This window comes from Shewanella eurypsychrophilus (assembly GCF_007004545.3).
GTDB classification, from domain to species: Bacteria; Pseudomonadota; Gammaproteobacteria; order Enterobacterales; family Shewanellaceae; genus Shewanella; species Shewanella eurypsychrophilus.
Genome location: NZ_CP045503.2, coordinates 4,526,180 through 4,543,841 on the forward strand (window position 1 = coordinate 4,526,180; position 17,662 = coordinate 4,543,841).

The following is a 17,662-nucleotide window of genomic DNA, read 5'->3' on the forward strand; positions in this document are numbered from 1 at the left end:
TGTTTATTGACGAAAAAATGCAGGTAAACATCTAATTAAAAGTATTTGTTATCTGTTTCAGTGAATATCTAACTGCCCACCCGCAGCGGCGCACAAAGACTTTTTAAGGCGGCAATGACGCTCAGTGCGGTTATCCGCCCAGTCCCCGGGTTTTCAATCGTCGGTACATTTTCTATAGTAAGCTCGAAACTTGCGCTATCGGCATCAACCTTAATGTTATGAGTGTTTCGAGTCTTGGTTGGATCGGCCCAAATCTCAAGCTGTGTCAGATCAGCGCCAACACCGGCTAACCCCAAGGAAGCTGCGACATTGACGTTAGATGGAAACTTCTCAGCCCCTTCCCGAGCGCTACCGTTAAATAGCTGTAACGGCTCGGTTAAACCAGTAAGATCTATATTGTTCTCGAGAACATATTTGGCTTTTGTCAGCGAGGTTGGCGGCTTACGGGTGACCATTTTTACAGAATAAATCGTGCCTTCTGCCGCAGCGCGCACCGCATCGAGTCCAAGCAAGGCCCCTGTTGCCAATACAATTTGTCCGCCATGTTTTCTGGCAACATCTGTGATCTGCGGATTTTCCAAAATGGCAGCACCGCTGACAGTCACTAACACCTTGCCCTGAGTTAATGCTGGCACAGCTACGTCCATAAACGCGCGGGTTGGTGCACACTCAACAATCACATCCACCAGCTCGGCAAGCTCGCCAGCTTCAACCACTTTTGCTGGCTGACGAAAGCCCTGCATATTCTGGCTAGCCTTGTCTAAATTACCTGAAGTCACCGCAATCAGGGTCATGCCATCGATGCCATCATCCAGTGCCTGACCCACGACTTTGCCTATGGTGCCAAAACCTGCAATACCGACTCTGAGCACTTTTTTCTGCTCACCGCTTTCGCTGCTATTGTTCATTTGGTTCTTCATATAAATTACTCTTTCATCACTCACTGATTTATCTGCTAGATTTTTCAACTGGCCTTGACGGTAATTGGGGATATTGACCCATCATCAGAATCAACACACAGGCGATAATCATGGTGGCAGACATACCCCAAAGAACCTCGGTGTAACGACCTAAGCTGTCATAGGCCACCCCCATAATGAGCGGTCCGACACTGGCACCTAGCTTGAAGCCCGAATAGCCATAACCATAGATAGCGCCAAATGAACGCTTACCGAAATACTTAGTGGTAAAGTAGGCCATCACATCAAACTCGGCGCCGATGGCGATACCAATAAGCCCCGTCGACAATGCCGCCATCTCGCCTGTAGCCCCCATGGCAAATACTGCTAAGCCGATGATTGGCCCTAACATAAAGACAACCACCACATAAGGCGCAAAAAACTTATCCATCAAATAGCCGGCAATCAGGCGACCACCAACAATCGACATCCCCAGATAGGCAAAAGTGCCTACCGCTTCTTGCAGGCTTGCCCCCCTATCCATCATCATGGGCACCAGATGTACCAACAAGGTCGAGGTCGTGAGACCGGTAATAACAAACGAGCCAACCATTAACCAGAAGGCCTTTTTCTTCAACGCTTCTTGCGCGGTATATCCCACACGTACATGACTTTGCGCCTGCTCAGTTTCGGCTCTGTGTTTTATCTCTTTATCGGTTAGCACAACGCCATCTGCCACTAAACCTTTATCCTTTGGCTTGTTGACTAACACGAACTTTGTGATTGGCAGTACCACTAGAATGATCAGTGCGCCAATCACTAGATAAGCCTCACGCCAGCTATAATTCTCAATAAAATAGGAAGCAAGAAACGGCACCATAGTGGTGCCTAGTCCCACACCGCTCAAACCTATGCCTAATGCTAAGCCGCGTTTCTTATCGAACCAGCTCACTAGCAGACGGGAATATGTTAAAGGCGCAGTACCCGCCCCTAACAAGGGGATCAAAATACACATGGCATAAAAGTGCCACAGTGACGGAGTTAGCAGCGACATCGACGCCATCACTAAGCCAAATAGGAAAGTGGAAGGAATTAAGATCTTTTTCACGCCATATTTATCGACTAAGACACCTGCATAGGGAAAGAATATAATCGCGGTAATGCCAATCACAGTTGAACCGAACGAGATCTCGCCACGCGTCCAACCAAAGGCCGTTTCAAACTCCTTAATAAATGTGCCAAAAGACATGGCAATCACACTGTAGCCCAGTGATAACCCGATAACAGCGCCCAGCACTATCCACCAGCCATAAAAAATTCCTACTGGCTTAGCAGATATGTTCTCACTGGCGTCGCTTGCTGATGCTGTTTCGGATACTGAATTAGTACCGCCTATCCTTGCCTCTTCATTGCTCATGGCGCTCACTCTTCATCTCTTGAATACCTTCAAGCTAGAGCCTGCTAGGCAAGAGTGTCAAGACGAGCAAATGTCCAAAACAAGCTTGTTAACCAATAGCAAACTCTTGCAGCTCACGCCCTGTAAGGGTTTAAACCATAAGGGCTTTTAGCAAAAAAACTGCTATTTCAATACGCATCAAAGATATAACAAAAAGATAATAACCAGCAGGTTAGGAGTTCACTTTAGGTTATATTTAAAAGAGCAAACAAGGGCTTAGGAATTTGAACTTCACTGGGTGCATATTTTTATGCGATGACAAGACTTGTGACTCTATGAGGCAGGCATCAATCAAAGATAAGGCCAACTTAGCGGTTTACTGTTATCATATTTAGGTATTTCATTGCCTATTAAACCCTATGTCAGACTCAGTTTTCCCCCTAATTAATTCTCATCCTTTCACTCAAGCACAGCTCAGATCGCTAACTGTGAAGATAAAGCAGTGGGGACAAGAGTTAGGCTTCGCTCAAATTGGTATTTGTGATACTGATTTGACAGCCGAAGAGCCTAAATTACAAGAGTGGCTAGACAAGGGTTACCACGGTGACATGAATTACATGCAAGCCCATGGCATGATGCGCGCAAGGCCCCATGAGCTTCATCCTGGTACCATTCGGGTCATCTCCGCAAGAATGAACTACTTGCCGCCTGAAGCTGGCTTTGCCGCTAACTTAAAAGATCCTAATCTGGCGTATATCTCCCGCTATGCCGGCGGCCGTGATTATCACAAGATGATCCGTAACCGACTCAAAAAACTCGGTCAGATGATCCAGGCTGAATTAGACACTATGGATGCAGGCAAGACCAACTTTCGCCCTTTTGTCGACTCGGCACCGATCCTGGAACGCCCATTAGCAGATAAAGCAGGCCTTGGTTGGACGGGAAAACATAGCCTACTACTCAATCAAGAAGCTGGCAGCTGGTTCTTTCTCGGCGAGCTGTTTATTGACCTGCCTTTGCCCGTTGATATTCCTATCGAAGAGGGCTGTAATACCTGCGTCGCCTGCATCAAATCTTGCCCGACCAATGCCATCGTCGAGCCCTATATTGTCGATGGCAGGCGCTGTATTTCTTATCTGACCATTGAGCTACAAGGTGCTATTCCAGAAGAGTTTCGCTCCCTCATCGGTAATCGTATCTATGGCTGCGATGATTGTCAGCTAGTCTGCCCAGTAAACAGTAAAGCACCGCTGACTGTAGAGAGTGACTTTCATACTCGAGATCCACTGAAGCAGCCTGAACTGCTCACATTATTTAGCTGGAATGAAGCCGAATTTTTGAAGATCACCGAAGGCAGTCCAATACGCCGTATCGGTCATAAACGTTGGCTAAGAAATATCGCCGTTGCCCTCGGAAATGCGCCTGCTTCACAGAAGATTATCGACGCTCTCGAGGCAAGAAAAAACTCAGATGAAGTCGATGAACTTGTTATCGAGCATATAGACTGGGCACTGATTCAACAAAATGAGCGATTAATACAGCAAAGCAATAGCATTAGCCGTAAGACGCAAAGAGTGATCCGCAGCGTCGAGAAAGGCTTGCCCAGAGATGCGTAAACAAGTAATGAGCTCAAGACAGTGCAAAGAAAGCTATAAGCTGTAAGTAAAGCTGTCATCTCGTACTTATCACTTACAGCTTAGAACTTAAGGCTTCTCAGCTTATGGGTCTATCGTAAACCCTACCTTGATCGTTACCTGCCAATGGGCGATCAAGCCAGCCTCAATATGACCCCGGGTTTCCACCACCTCAAACCATCTAAGATGCTGCAAACTTTGACCTGCACTGGTCACTGCATTTTTTATCGCTTCATCTGAGCTGATAGGGGAAGATCCGACTAATTCAATCAGTTTGTAAGTATGGCTCATGGCTCACTCCAACGTCTCAGGCTAATGGGTTCAGTAAAGCGTTTTATGAGTATAGTCTAGTTAAAAGAGAGTCATTCCACGCAGAGAATGACGTTATCGTGGCGTTATAACGGTTATCCAAGTGGTAAGCTAATTCGTCTGCTTACCTTCATTCTAATCTATCACCTGCCGTGGACTTATGTGCAAGCACTTATATGGACCCATCCCGTTTGCAAGACATTTGATATCAATTTTGAGAAGAGTTCATTGCACCCATATATTCGGCCTGTTTATGAGGTTAACCTCTGGCCCTGATGGATATTTGCCTCTACTTTCCTTATCATCTGTACGGCTTCTTATAGAGCCTAAGTGTTTGTAAGGTTTTAAGTAGAGCAGTCTGACTGTCTCATCATCAAATCAAGTGTCGTAGCAACTTGCTGGTGTGTTTTTACACTAACTCGGTTCGTCTTACTGTAGGGCTAACTGCTACGCAAATGTCCTATATTCATCTTCCCTTGCAGCAATAGCCCAGGTCATTCTTGCAAGCTTGTTCGCTACTGCAACACAAGCTTTATTGAACCCCTTTCTTTCAGCCAAAGCGTATGCCCAGCGGCTCAGCTTATCTTGCTTCCCTCCGCAGTGCTGCAAGACCGCTCTTGCGCCGTGTATAAATAACGTTCGTAAATAGGCATTGCCTCTTTTACTTATCCCTAGCAGGTTATCAATACCGCCACTGCTATGTTGCTTTGGCACTAAGCCACACCAGGCTGAGAAGTGCCTACCATTGGTGAAGTCTTTTCCATCCCCTACGGCTGCGTAAAAAGCAGTAGAGGTGATAGGGCCTATACCTGGCGATGTCTCTATACGCTGGCAAACTGGGTTTGTATTTCTCTCTTCTACTATCTGCATATCACAGCTTTTTAGACGTTTCTCAATATCGCTAAACTCGTCATGCAACTGACGAAATATGTATCTTCCTTTCACTGTCAGCTCATTGTTTTCATCAGATAAAATGTCAGGAAACGCTTTTCTAAATGCCGCTTTGCTTTTCGCTATTACGATGCCGTATTCTGCCAGCATGCCTCTGACTTGGTTGACTAAAGCTGTAGACTGTTTGTTTAAACGCTGCCTCATTCGGTGAAGCATCTGTACATCCTGCTGTTCAACAGGCTTTGGTTGTACGAAGCGCATGTTCGGCCTTTGGGCAGCCTCAGCAATGGCAAGGGCATCGTTATAATCATTCTTATTCCCTTGTCGATAGGGAATGACAAATTGTGGCGCGATTAACTTCACTTGGTGCCCGAGTTTTTGAAACTCCCTAGCCCAATAGTTTGCGCTACCACAGGCCTCCATGACTATTAGGCATGGCTCTATCTTGGCAACAAAGCACATCACATCTTTTCGCCTGAGCATCTTCTTTTTTACTAGCTTGCCAGCCTGATTTACTGCAACAAAATGAAAAACAGACTTTGCGATATCTAAACCAATTGTAGTAATCTTCATAGTGGACCCGTCCTCTTTCTGATGAGTTTTAGCAACTACATCGTGGCCCATTGCGAGGCCGATTAAAAGGGGATGGGTCCATTCCATTATCTGTGACACGGTGCGAGTATGTCCCTATAAACTCGCCCGTGACATCTGATGTGAATGGATTCACAAATGCCGTGATGATATGGATGTCATAGAGCGCCCATGTCACGGACGGTCACAGCCGCGCTTACATCTGATGCTCTAAAGAAAGAGTATCTCTTCGATTTGTCATTAACTTGTTTCCTCTTCAAGCTCTATATAGCTTCATCCCCTTTACGCTTCTGTATTTCATGCTCTTTCTAAAAATCTGAAATAGATCGCTGTTAATAGCAACAAGAGAGTATGGCTATGTTGTACTGGAGCTTTGTACGAAATTAACCCAAGTTTGTTGAGCGAAATCAAGACCAGCTATAGTGGTGAGAAAGTAAGTTATTTAAATTCAGTAAGATGGTAATGTTAAGCTTTAAAAATAAGATCATAGGCAAGTAAAGTGTCATTGAAAAAAAAGAGATAAATTATGAGTACATTTGAAATAATAGTGATTATTCTACTTAGTGTTTTATGCGTTATCTCATGGTTATCATTATCCCTTAAGAACAGTGCAGATAACAAACTAGAGGGTATACAAACAACTCTAGAAATATTTAATCGACATAACAATGAGCTAACTCATGAGTATCGTTCAGAAGTACGTTTAGCAATTGATGAGCTTTGTGAATTACAAAAGGAAAATAATAAAAGTACTTAACAAAGTAAATAAAGCAGGACGGATTCAATTTACTCAGTTTCACTTTGCAAACTTAGCAAACTAAAAACTCTTATTGTGGCGATAATTATTCCCAGAGGTATGAATGACTATAGGAAAGTGTAATTGTGGTGAGGTGGTGTTTGAGCTCACCAGCGAAATCAAAGATGTTTATTTTTGTCATTGCTCTATTTGCCGGGGGAGCACGGGTGCAAATGGCATTGCGGTTGTGGTAACTGACAACGAAAACTTTCGCTGGGTTCAAGGTGAAGAGTCTATTAAAACTTGGACCAAACCTAACCATGACTGGCAGACTAGTTTTTGTACTCAATGCGGCTCCAGCTTGCCTGGGAAAAATGATGACGCTCGGATGTATATCCCAGCGGGTCTGCTATCTAACGACACTGATACTGACAATCTAAAAGTGGCCCACCATATTTGGGTTGATTCAAAAGCCAATTGGGACGAGATTGCAGGAGGTGGTATTCAACACCCAGAAGCCTTTGGCAGTTACGTCAAACCTGCAGATACCATGAAGAAAGCGCAATACTAAAAAGTTTAGCGACGTCGAGCTCTACTCGATTGAGCTAACCATTACTAGTCCATAACTCAAGCACAAGGATGAATCATGAGTAACTATTCACATAAAGATTTTAAGCTAGATAACAGATTAAAATCGGCTTGGGTCTATTCAACTATTTTCTGTGTGGCTGTATATTTTGGCTGGACTTTCGGACTTAACTACTTCGTATCCTAGGTTTAGTGCTCGCCATTTATAATGGTCGACACAAATTAGAGTTTCAGTTTGTTGGTATTCCTCCAGCCCTCAAAGCTAGGCCCTCTGCTTTCAACGGAAACTTGTTAGTGTGCAGTTTCAGTTCATCTTTACGAGGATGTTGCTTTAGATAATAGGCTCAGCTGAGCTGTAACGTTTTACCTTTAAGATCATAGTAGCTGTTGACCTCTGGCAGCTCAATACGGCTAAGTCCTACTGGCTTTGATGGCAGGCCATTTCTAATAAAAAACACATACTTTGTCCGCTCCTCATTAAACACAAAACCAGGATAAAAATCGATCTCCCCTGACTGTAAGCCACGAAGAATACGGTTTTTTGGTTTTCTGACCACCTGTAAACTGCAATTAATTCTCTTTGCAACTTCTGAGTAAAGCTCCAAATATAAGCCACTACTATCTGGCGCAGCCTATATGTTGGGCTCACGTGCAGTTGTGCGGTACCCCATGACTAATGTACAAGCGGACGAAATAGTACTGAAACAGATTGAAAGTATTATGAAAGTACGTAACAGCAGCATTGGTAAACCTTGTATTTCACACACCTGAAAAGTGTAGCTACTTTATAGTGATAATACTGTGGCGCGTGTTAGCAAGATGCTGAAATCAAGGTAAGCAGGCATTGCATAGGAGGTAAGCGTACATATTGTATGGATCTTGATAGCTAGTTCAGTTTCGGCTAATTTTCGTTTTGTAGACTAGTAAAGAAAGTAACAAAAACCAGTTAAATTCAACCAATTTGTTACCAAGTTACTCCAGCACTGAATTCGCCATACTGATTATTCAACATAGAGAAAATAATGCTAACTAAAAAAACTCTTCTTTCTACCGCCCTTACGACGTCGCTCACTTTCGGTCTATTAAGCGGCTTTGCCGCACAAGCAGAAACATTCAACTTCGTTGGACATAACGACACAAAATCAGCCGAAACCCTTGTAGTCTTTCAAGCCAAGAGCCAAGTATCCAGCGACTTAGCGCGCCTCGATAAGTTATCTAATCAACAGATCTCAAAAGCTTTGGCACTGCAAGATTTCACCGGTGACAGCAAGCAACTAGTTGAGATTTTAATCCCAAGCGGACTCGATGCTAAACGTCTGGTAGTGATAGGCCTAGGTGATGCCAGCAAGATGACCCCAGGCCAAGTCAACACCTTAGGTGCATCTGTGACAGCCTACTTGAACAAACACTCAACTGACAAGATCACGATTTTAACTGCAGGAATCGCTGACGCTAGCAGTAATGCCAGCTTCGCCGCAGAGCTGGCTCACGGCATCAATCTGCGTGCCTACAAGTTTGATAAATACCTTTCAGAGAAAAAGCCTGCCGAGAAAAGTTACACCATACAAGTCGCAGAGCCGATCAAGGCTACAGACAATTATCAGCAGCTAGCGGCTATCGAGCAGGGCGTATTCCTGGCGCGAGATCTTACCTCTGAGGTGCCCACCGAAATGAATCCAGTTCATTTTGCTGCTGCGGCTAAAGAGCTCAAAAAGCTTGGGGTAAAAGTCACTGTCTTAGAGCCTAAGAAGATTAAACAACTTGGCATGGGCGCGCTGCACGCTGTGGGTCGTGGTTCAGAGGAAGGTTCGCGTCTGGTTATCGCTCATTGGCAAGGCAACAATGATGCTCCTATTGCTCTTGTCGGTAAAGGGATCACCTTTGACTCAGGCGGATACAATATCAAGGCTACCGGGGACTCAATATCTCGCATGAAGTCTGACATGGCTGGCGCAGCAGCGGTACTCGGTACCGTGAAAGCCATGGCGATGCAGAAAGCCGACGTCAATGTGGTTGCCGTCATGGCGATGGCAGCAAACATGGTGTCAAAAACCGCCTTTGCCCCTGGTGATGTGGTGATGACAGCCGAAGGGTTGAGCGTCGAAGTACTCAATACAGACGCCGAGGGACGCTTAGTTCTGGCCGATGCTCTCTGGTATGCCCGTGAATTCTATCAGCCTGAGATAATGGTCGATGTGGCGACCTTAACCGGCTCTAAGGTTCGCGCCTTAGGCAAACGTTACACAGGTTTATTCAGCGATGACGATACCTTAGTCAATGAACTTACCGTGTCGGGCCTAGCAGTCGACGAGAAAGTCTGGCGCCTGCCACTCGCTTATGATGATCTGCTCAAGAGTCCGATTGCCGATCTTAAAAATGCGGGCTACGGCGGGCCAGGCGCAACGACTGCTGCAGTATTCTTACAGCAGTTTACCGGCGACACTAAGTGGGTCCATCTGGATATCGCAGGTAGTGCGCTAGCAGCAAAAGATAAAGGTGTAACCCCGGCAGGTGGTACTGGACATGGCGTTCGTCTATTGAGTCACTGGATAGTGAATCAAGAAAAATAGCTTTAATGGAGCCAGAGTTCCTAGGTGTTAGCTCCTAGGAACTCGCTTTATATAACTTACAGCTTACAACTTATAGCTTCTGTAATCGCTCCAATATCCTATCCGCCATCCGAAACACATTTGCATGGATGGTAAATGTGTCAGGCCTACAAAGCATGCATGCAAAACCATATAACCGCCAGCGATGTAAATATTGTCTCATCATCCCTTTGACTGTTGATAAATTAATCACTTTCCTCTAGGTTCGATAGTCATACCAGCTTTTCGCTCTCCGTTATAAAAGGAATTTGTAATGAATAGAACTAAGCTTGCCCTCTTGGTAGCATTTTCTCTGGTTTTACCTCACTCGAGTATTGCTGCTACTCAGTCAAAATCCGCCAGCCAATTTACCAAGGAAGCCAATGCGGCAGTACTTAAGGCCTTGCCCTTCAGTGACAGACAAGATTTTGAAAATGCCCAACGAGGCTTCATCGCCAAACCAGATACGGTCACAATTAAAGATGCTCAGGGCAATGTGGTCTGGGATCTGGAGCAGTACAAGACCTTCATCAGTATCGATAAGGACGCGCCCGATACTGTTAACCCAAGTTTATGGCGTAACTCACAGCTTGTGATCCAACATGGTCTATTCAAAGTCACCGAAAACATCTATCAAATTCGAGGCTTCGATCTCTCCAATATCACCTTTATCAAGGGTAAGACTGGCTGGATTGTCTTCGATCCACTTATCTCACCTGAAACCGCAAAAGCGGCGTTGGACTTTATCAATGAGCAGTTAGGAGAACGTCCAGTTGTTGCTATCATCTACAGCCATAGCCATATCGATCATTATGGCGGAGCGACAGGCATAGCGACTGCAGAACAAATTGCATCGGGAAAGGTACAAATTATCTCACCCGAACACTTTACCGAGCATGCTGTCTCTGAAAATGTGATTGCAGGTAACGCCATGGGTCGCCGGGCAGTGTACATGTATGGCGCTATGCTGCCCCGCAATGCAAAAGGTGGCGTCAATGGTGGTCTGGGAATGACAGTTTCAACCGGACTCGCCGGCCTATTATTACCTAGCCATGAGATCACCAAAACCGGTGAAAAACTCAGTATCGATGGGGTCAACATGGAGTTTCAGCTCACGCCTGGCAGTGAGGCTCCAGCCGAAATGAATACCTGGTTCCCCGATATGAAGGCGCTTTGGATGGCAGAAAACGCCACCAATACCATGCATAACATCTTGACCCTGCGCGGCGCTCAGGTGCGGGATGCATTGATTTGGGCCAGCTTTCTCGACGAAACCATCGACACCTGGGGCAGTCAGGCTGAAGTTAAATTTCAGAGTCATCACTGGCCGGTATGGGACGCTGAAAACATCATTCCCTACTTTAAAAAGCAGCGGGATATCTACAAGTTTACCCATGACCAATCGGTACGCCTGATGAACCAAGGTTATACAGGTGAAGAGATCTCCGAGATGATCACCTTACCTGCCGAGCTGGAACAAAACTGGCCGACTCGCGGTTACTACGGCACCCTTCGCCATAATAGCCGCGCCGTGTATCAAAAGTATATGGGCTGGTATAACGGTAATCCCTCAAACCTCAATAACCTGCCGCCAGAGATGGTAGCGAAAAAGTATATGGAGTTTATGGGCGGCGAAGCCGCAGTGATTAAAAAAGCTCAGGTCTCATTCGATAAAGGAGAGTATCGCTGGGTTGCTGAAGTGATGAAACATGCCGTGTTTGCTAACCCTAAGAGTCAGCCAGCGAAAGAGTTGTTGGCCGATGCTTTCGAGCAACTTGGTTATCAGGCCGAATCAGGTCCATGGCGTTCAGTCTACCTGCAAGGTGCCTATGAGCTGAGAAACGGCGTGCCAACGGCTGGAGGCACTCAGACCGCTACACCAGATACCATTCGTGCCATGACCCCGGACATGCTGTTTGATTTCTTGGCGGTCAGACTCGACTCGGAAAAAGCGGCGGGTAAAGTGTTTGATATCAATATCGACTTTACCGATCTTAAGAGTAAGTACACCTTAACGGTAGAAAATGCCGTTCTGCACCACAGCAAGAACCAAGTTAAAAAACCTGATGTTGCTCTAGTTATGTCGATGAAAACCATGAACAGTATTCAGCTTAAAGAACTCACCTTCGATGAAGCCATCAAAAATGGCTCGGTGAAGATAAGTGGCGACAAGAAACAATTTAAGGAGTTTCTCGGTATGCTGGATGATTTTAACTTCTGGTTTAATGTTGTCACGCCATAATAAAAGGCTCACTAGGTTCGAGTTCCTAGGTTCTAGAACCTAGGAACTCGAACCTAGGAACTCGCCTTTTATTTACAAGTTATCACTTACAGATTTTTTAGCTGTTCCAAAATCTTATCTGCGACCCGAAACGCATTAGCATAAATCGTAAAAGTTGGGGTCACACTGCCTCCCATTTAAGCCATAAATTAACTTACTTGGGCCTTAGAAAGCCTTTCTAGAATCTTGTCCGCCACCCGAAACGCATTGGCGTAGATGGTAAACGTTGGGGTAACGCTGCCACCATTTGGCATAAATGAACCATCGGTTACATAGAGGTTGTCGCAATCATGCACTTTGCAGTTTTTGTCTAGCACAGAAGTTTTAGGATCATTGCCAAAACGGCAGCCACCAGCAACTAAGTTAGAGGTTGGCTGAGTAAACACATTGCCCCACGCTTTGTGAGCGCCCATGGCTTTCATCACTTCCACGCCGCGGTCCACTAAATACTGAGCCACCTTCTCATCATGGGAATGAAAGCCAGCTCTGACTTTGGCAACGCTCTGACCCCACCTGTCTTTCTCATCTTTGTCTAAGCTGACGTAACACTCATCATTAGTGAGCCAGTCACAGAATACCTCAAACTTAAAATCTTTCGATTGGGTAAAGTGAGACTTAATTTTCTGTTTCAGCGGCGTTCCCCAAAGCAGGTTATCTCCCTGCCACTTCAAGCCAGATGTCGCCCCTGTTGGCGATGGCGGGTCGAACACAAAATCAAGCGTGCCACCTTTTATCGGCTTATCAGATACTGACTTATCATCAATCTCATACCAATCTTGCAGTGCCCGATTAAAGAAGGGGCCGCGAACTTTGAGCTGCTTTACTTCAAACTCCTTTAGCTTATCCATCTCAAACACACCGTGACCCGTACCTCCCGCGCAGCAGTGCAGATTTTTACCCACCTGCTGATAGCGATTACCTATGCCATCTGGATGCCTTTTACCTGTGCTCGACAGTAACAAGCGAGCACTCTCTATCGAGTAGCAGGCCACCACAAACAGTTTTGCGCTAACACGTTTTGAGCTATCTTCATCTGCAAGATCGAAATAATCAGCTGAAGTGACCTTGCCTGACTCATCAGTATTAAGTCGATACACCTTAGCCTGAGTGACTATTTTACAATTACCCGTTTTGACTGCTGCATCTAATAGCGCAGCACGAGAGCTGGCTTTTGCGCCAGAGTGACAACCATAACTGCCACAATAACCTGAATATTCACAGCTCAAACGGCCATTGAAAGGAATAGATAAAATCCCCCTTGCCATAGGCAGTGGATGTAGCTTTAAACTCTTACAGGCAATATCAAAACGCTGAGCGACCGGATGCTCAGCGGTTGGAGGAAAGGGATAATCTTTGGTCGAACGAGGTTCTAAATTCGGGTGTTTCACCACTTTTCCAGAAACGCCAACGACCTGCTCAACCTTAGTGTAATAGGGCTCTAGCTCATCATAACTAATGGGCCAGTCGACGTTATTAGCCCCCTCAATGTCACCATACTCAGAAACCAGTCTAAAATCCTGGGGCTTAAGTCGATGAAAGTAAGCGCTCATAAAGTTAGTCGCGCCACCGACGATATTGCCGCCCCAAAATTGCGCTGTGGTATCCGATGACCAACTGCCATCACCATTAGGCTCCTCTAAAATATGGCGCTCATCGTTAAATTGTGAGCGAAATACACTATGGCGACCCAGTTGCTCATCTTTAAAAAAGTCATTTTCTTTAAACCACTTGCCCTTTTCCAACACTGCAACCTTGTAGCCAGCCTTGGCTAACTCATAGGCGATTGGTCCCGCCCCTGCACCGCTGCCAACGATACAGATATCAAACTCTTTATTATTTTTCATTCGATACTCACCCGATGATCCAGCCTAATTAAAATCTAAATAAGTTTTACCTTGAACTGGACGTGGAAAGCCTGGCTGATGCTCGATCCACTGCCAGCCTATGCCATCTGTGTTACCGCCATAAATAGGATCTAAGGTCAGCGCCTCAAGCAGATAATAGAGCAACAAAGAAAGCCAGTTCTCGCCTGCGCGGCTGTTGGCTATCTGTTTAAGCACAGTATCTTGCTCACGACTAGCAAGCGTAATGAAGCTAGCCCCTTGGGTGGTTTTGGCTAAATCTTCGAGCCAGCCTACTCCCCGTAAAATAAACTCTTTGTCGCCGTCGGCTTTATTATCAGGATCTTCAAGCGCCCAGATCAGATAACGAAATGCATTAAGTGTTTTTGCCGATGGGCCATCACCATCATCGGGAAATAGCTGCATCTGCACAGCCTCTATCACAGCTTGTTGATGGGCACTAAAATCGACTTTATCAGTGGCTTTATCAACAAGAGTCTCCTCATCGGCAGCAGTGACGACTAAAGGTTTAGCGCCAATCAAGCCAAGTAATATAGCTGCTGCACCCGTTTTCCTTAAAAAGGCACGACGATTGAGCCCGCTAGAGTAAGCGCTCATCAGTTCAGGTTTGCTAGAGCCCTTTTTTAACGTATCGTTCTGCAGCTTATCTTTACTTAACATAGACTGTCCTTGTTACAAGCCTCTATCGCTAGCAAGCTTGGCTCAGTTTCTGGCTGTGGTGTATTCCACTGAGCGATATTGGCACTCAAGGTATGGGTGATACCGTCAACTTGTCTGATCACCCCATTGATATCCACTAAAAAGCTGGTTGGCGTGCCTATAACACCGTAAAGGTGAGTCACCTCAGCTTCACTGTCGAAGGCGATTGCATAGTTAGTAGAGAAGTGAGATTGAAAGCGGGAAATTTCCGGTAATGAGTCGCTCCAGCTGGTATTGATAGCCAACAGCTTAACCTGTTCACCATACTCATTTTGAATCTCCACCAGCTTAGGCGTCTTCTTCATACAGGGGCCACACCAAGTGTTCCAGAATATGAGATAAACCGAGTGCTCACCGCGGTGTTCACTCAGATTAAACTCAGTGCCATCTAGCTGCTGCATACTAAAGTCGGGCGCTAACTCACCGACGGCTATTGGAGCTGCTATTGCTTGATGGGTAACAGCAACGACTACCAATATCAATACAGCAATAACTCCTTGCTTAAGGGAACTCATAGCTCTATTCATCTTTCACCTAATCCTTGATATCTCTTGATGACTTACAAAAGCGAACTCAATAAATACTAACTTGTACAAGCAGACCGCCTTCATCAATAAAATAATTCAAGTTAAGTTAGTTTCCTATGTTTAATTGATTTAGAACAACTATTAAGCAGTCACTCAGGGTAGCTTGTCATCACTAAGATATGAATTGAGGTGTAATGATGTCGCTATCCGCTATCAACAATAACAAAGATGTCGCCATCATAGGTGGTGGGATTATCTATATATGCAGTGAGGTGTCATGATGTCGTTATCCCTTATTAACAATAACAGAGATGTCGCCATCATAGGTGGTGGGATAATAGGTATATGCAGTGCTTACTACCTTCATCAATCAGGTAAAAAAGTCGTGGTTATTGAGAAAGATGAGATAGGAAAAGCCTGCTCTTTTGGCAATGCTGGCTATATCACTCCAAGCCACTTTATTCCTTTGGCAGCCCCAGGCATGATTCAAAAAGGGCTTAAATGGATGCTTAACCCCAAAAGCCCCTTCTTTGTGCGACCAAGCCTGGATCTTGATTTTATCAAGTGGCTGTTATCATTTGCTAAAAAATGTACTACAGCACATACCCAACAAAGTCAGCAAGCGATTCTCGATATCAACTTAAAATCCCTTGAGCTCTATCAAGCACTGCATAAATGTGACGATCTCGATTTTCAATTTCATCAAAAAGGGCTACTGATGCTCTTTAAGACTCAAGCTGGGTTAGATGAGGAGGCAATCACGGTTTCGCAAGCGAATGCACTGGGGCTCAAAGCAAAAATCCTTGATAGAGAAGCCCTAAGAGCGTTAGAACCTGAGATTGAATTTGATGTTGTAGGCGCCGCGCTTTATCCCGAAGATGCACATATCGAACCTTTCGAGTTCATCTCATCGATGAAGAGCTACCTGCAAACTAATGGAGTGGAGTTCCTAGAGCACACAGAGGTGACCCGCTTTGACACTCAAGCTAAACTTCAGTCTCAACTGATAATAACTGCTATTCACACCACAAAAGGAGCGGTGAAAGCTGACAGCGTCGTACTGGCTAATGGTGCCTGGTCAGCTCAATTAGCTAAAAAGTTAGGTTTAACCGTACCTGTGCTAGCAGGTAAAGGAATTAGCATCACTTTAGAGAACAAGGCTATAGAAAATACCCGCCTATTCTCATGTAAAACCCCCTTTATCTTGAGCGAAGCTAAAGTCGCCGTAAGCCCGTTTAATGATGAGATCCGCTTTGGTGGCACTATGGAGCTAGGTGTATTAGCGGATCAGGAGTCGAGAGGATTAAGTCCAAATAGGATCACTGGTTTATTGCAATCCGTCGGTCAATACTTACCCACATTCGACAGCGAAAAAATAGACCGCAGCCAGTTCTGGTCCGGCTTTCGCCCCTGTACGCCTGACGGTTTGCCCATTATCGGTCCAGCACCCGGTATCGATAACCTCTATATAGCAACAGGCCATGCCATGATGGGACTCAGCCTTGGACCTATAACGGGAAAAATTATTTGTGATCTCATCACAGGCAAGACGCCTGATGTCGACCTCGCTCCCTTTATGCCGATGCGCTTTAAATAGTCATACTCAAAAGAAGCCCTCTCGCGTTTGAGGAAGGGGCTTTGCCGTAGCAGGACAATTCGGTTAATCTGAGTCTAAGGTTCACGACAAAGTAGATATATGAAGCGAACGATTGGACTCATTTTCTGTTTACTCATCATCATGAGTGGTATTGCTTACCACTATCTTTCGCCACAAGTTTTTGTCAAAAATCTCTCTGATAGAAGTTTTTACCAAGCCATTTTTAACCTGCCAAGCAGCCAAATCATCTTCGAACCCGTTAAGGCCAAGAGCCGTCATACCATCTATTTTTCTCCCCAAGAAAAAACAGGCCTAGTCACCTATCAGCTCGTTTCAATTAATGGTGCTCAGGTGGCCCAAGGGCATATCGAGTATCATTTTGACGATGATAACTTCTCTCAGCTAGGCACAAAGCTCAGCTTCATCATAGATAAGCAATATCGAGTCAGCTTTACTAATAACTAAGTGAAAATAATTAGCGCATAAAGCCTAGCTTTAAGCGCTAATCGACACACCCAAGTCGCAACAAACAGTATTAAGACAACAACATGCGCCACCACATGCCCGGTAAGCTGGTAAAACCTGTGGTGTAGTGGATTAACTCACCATCTTTAAACACCATCAAGGTCGGCGTAAGTTGTACCGACCAATCACGAGCAATGTCATTATTACTGTCATTGATGGTTTCAAACTCATAGCCTTTATGGGCCAGATATTTAGTCATCTTATCATCGGGTCCGGAATTCATTGCCACGGAAACCACGGGGTACATGCTGGCCATGGTATCCACCGCTGGACTAACAAAATTACAAACAGGGCACCAGATCCCCCAAAAGTACACAAGTACCGCTTGATCTTGACTCAAAGCCTTAATATCAATATCTGTCCCTTCGAGTGTGAGTCCTATAAGATCAGGTAGGTTATCTCGGGGAATATCCTTGCCGCGCCAGATATCCATGGCGCCAGTGATAACAATGGCAAATAGCATAAACAGAGCGACCTGTTTCACCCAGCTAAAAACTCTCTTCATTGGAGAGGGTGTCGCTTTACCCGAGCTCATATTC

17 protein-coding genes are annotated in these 17,662 nt (G+C 45.3%); 8 read left to right on the forward strand and 9 right to left on the reverse strand.

The genetic code is table 11. The features are described from left to right. Nucleotides 1–68 precede the first annotated feature (68 nt). A complete protein-coding gene (locus FM038_RS19375) occupies nucleotides 69–920 on the reverse strand; it encodes an aspartate dehydrogenase (protein ID WP_199242706.1) in 852 nt (283 codons plus the stop codon). Between the two features lie 28 nt (nucleotides 921–948). Then, complete coding sequence (locus FM038_RS19380) at nucleotides 949–2,316, reverse strand: MFS transporter (protein WP_142871623.1); 1,368 nt, start codon at nucleotides 2,314–2,316, stop codon at nucleotides 949–951. Nucleotides 2,317–2,714: 398 nt separating this feature from the next. Here FM038_RS19380 and queG point away from each other — a divergent pair, with 398 nt between their 5' ends. Continuing rightward, nucleotides 2,715–3,911: a tRNA epoxyqueuosine(34) reductase QueG gene (gene queG / locus FM038_RS19385; protein ID WP_142871622.1), complete on the forward strand. Its 1,197-nt coding sequence runs from the start codon at nucleotides 2,715–2,717 to the stop codon at nucleotides 3,909–3,911. 102 nt (nucleotides 3,912–4,013) lie between these two features. Here queG and FM038_RS19390 read toward each other — a convergent pair whose 3' ends face one another. Together FM038_RS19390 and FM038_RS19395 are read right to left on the reverse strand one after the other, a co-directional pair. Continuing rightward, nucleotides 4,014–4,220: a dodecin gene (locus FM038_RS19390; protein WP_142871621.1), complete on the reverse strand. Its 207-nt coding sequence runs from the start codon at nucleotides 4,218–4,220 to the stop codon at nucleotides 4,014–4,016. Between the two features lie 465 nt (nucleotides 4,221–4,685). Continuing rightward, nucleotides 4,686–5,702 carry an IS110 family RNA-guided transposase gene (locus FM038_RS19395; RefSeq protein ID WP_142871492.1) on the reverse strand — a complete coding sequence of 339 codons (1,017 nt, stop codon included), beginning with the start codon at nucleotides 5,700–5,702 and terminating at the stop codon, nucleotides 4,686–4,688. A 544-nt stretch (nucleotides 5,703–6,246) separates the two neighbouring features. Here FM038_RS19395 and FM038_RS19400 point away from each other — a divergent pair. From FM038_RS19400 to FM038_RS25330, 3 genes are all read left to right on the forward strand, one after another. Beyond that, on the forward strand, nucleotides 6,247–6,477 hold the full coding sequence (locus FM038_RS19400; RefSeq protein WP_142871620.1) for a hypothetical protein: 231 nt from the start codon (nucleotides 6,247–6,249) through the stop codon (nucleotides 6,475–6,477). 103 nt (nucleotides 6,478–6,580) lie between these two features. Beyond that, complete coding sequence (locus tag FM038_RS19405; RefSeq protein ID WP_142871619.1) at nucleotides 6,581–7,027, forward strand: GFA family protein; 447 nt, start codon at nucleotides 6,581–6,583, stop codon at nucleotides 7,025–7,027. Nucleotides 7,028–7,102: 75 nt separating this feature from the next. Continuing rightward, nucleotides 7,103–7,231, forward strand: a complete 129-nt coding sequence (locus FM038_RS25330) for a hypothetical protein (RefSeq protein WP_272877518.1) — start codon at nucleotides 7,103–7,105, stop codon at nucleotides 7,229–7,231. 157 nt (nucleotides 7,232–7,388) lie between these two features. On the opposite strand, the gene FM038_RS19410 is transcribed toward FM038_RS25330, so the two are convergent. Further along, the gene (locus FM038_RS19410) at nucleotides 7,389–7,649 is read right to left on the reverse strand and encodes a type 2 periplasmic-binding domain-containing protein (RefSeq protein WP_142871618.1); all 261 of its coding nucleotides are present in this window, start codon (nucleotides 7,647–7,649) and stop codon (nucleotides 7,389–7,391) included. A gap of 417 nt (nucleotides 7,650–8,066) precedes the next feature. Here FM038_RS19410 and FM038_RS19415 point away from each other — a divergent pair, with 417 nt between their 5' ends. Continuing rightward, nucleotides 8,067–9,614: a leucyl aminopeptidase gene (locus FM038_RS19415; RefSeq protein ID WP_142871617.1), complete on the forward strand. Its 1,548-nt coding sequence runs from the start codon at nucleotides 8,067–8,069 to the stop codon at nucleotides 9,612–9,614. 292 nt (nucleotides 9,615–9,906) lie between these two features. Continuing rightward, a complete protein-coding gene (locus FM038_RS19420; RefSeq protein ID WP_195873130.1) occupies nucleotides 9,907–11,874 on the forward strand; it encodes an alkyl/aryl-sulfatase in 1,968 nt (655 codons plus the stop codon). A 188-nt stretch (nucleotides 11,875–12,062) separates the two neighbouring features. On the opposite strand, the gene FM038_RS19425 is transcribed toward FM038_RS19420, so the two are convergent. The 3 genes from FM038_RS19425 to FM038_RS19435 are packed head-to-tail and all read right to left on the reverse strand — an operon-like array spanning nucleotide 12,063 to nucleotide 15,001. Beyond that, the gene (locus tag FM038_RS19425; protein WP_142871616.1) at nucleotides 12,063–13,757 is read right to left on the reverse strand and encodes a GMC family oxidoreductase; all 1,695 of its coding nucleotides are present in this window, start codon (nucleotides 13,755–13,757) and stop codon (nucleotides 12,063–12,065) included. Nucleotides 13,758–13,781: 24 nt separating this feature from the next. Then, nucleotides 13,782–14,435 carry a gluconate 2-dehydrogenase subunit 3 family protein gene (locus tag FM038_RS19430; protein WP_142871615.1) on the reverse strand — a complete coding sequence of 218 codons (654 nt, stop codon included), beginning with the start codon at nucleotides 14,433–14,435 and terminating at the stop codon, nucleotides 13,782–13,784. Continuing rightward, nucleotides 14,429–15,001, reverse strand: a complete 573-nt coding sequence (locus FM038_RS19435) for a peroxiredoxin family protein (protein ID WP_142871614.1) — start codon at nucleotides 14,999–15,001, stop codon at nucleotides 14,429–14,431. Before FM038_RS19435 ends, FM038_RS19430 begins: the two co-directional genes overlap by 7 nt. A gap of 280 nt (nucleotides 15,002–15,281) precedes the next feature. On the opposite strand from FM038_RS19435, the gene FM038_RS19440 reads away from it, so the two are divergent. Both FM038_RS19440 and FM038_RS19445 read left to right on the forward strand, forming a co-directional pair. Beyond that, the gene (locus FM038_RS19440; RefSeq protein WP_223292910.1) at nucleotides 15,282–16,598 is read left to right on the forward strand and encodes an NAD(P)/FAD-dependent oxidoreductase; all 1,317 of its coding nucleotides are present in this window, start codon (nucleotides 15,282–15,284) and stop codon (nucleotides 16,596–16,598) included. A 99-nt stretch (nucleotides 16,599–16,697) separates the two neighbouring features. Further along, nucleotides 16,698–17,063 (forward strand): hypothetical protein, encoded by a 366-nt coding sequence (locus tag FM038_RS19445; protein ID WP_142871612.1) that lies wholly within the window; start codon nucleotides 16,698–16,700, stop codon nucleotides 17,061–17,063. 70 nt (nucleotides 17,064–17,133) lie between these two features. Here the strand turns inward: FM038_RS19445 and FM038_RS19450 are convergent, their stop codons facing one another. Continuing rightward, nucleotides 17,134–17,658, reverse strand: coding sequence for a protein disulfide oxidoreductase (locus FM038_RS19450; RefSeq protein ID WP_142871688.1), 525 nt, complete (start codon nucleotides 17,656–17,658; stop codon nucleotides 17,134–17,136). Nucleotides 17,659–17,662 lie beyond the last annotated feature (4 nt).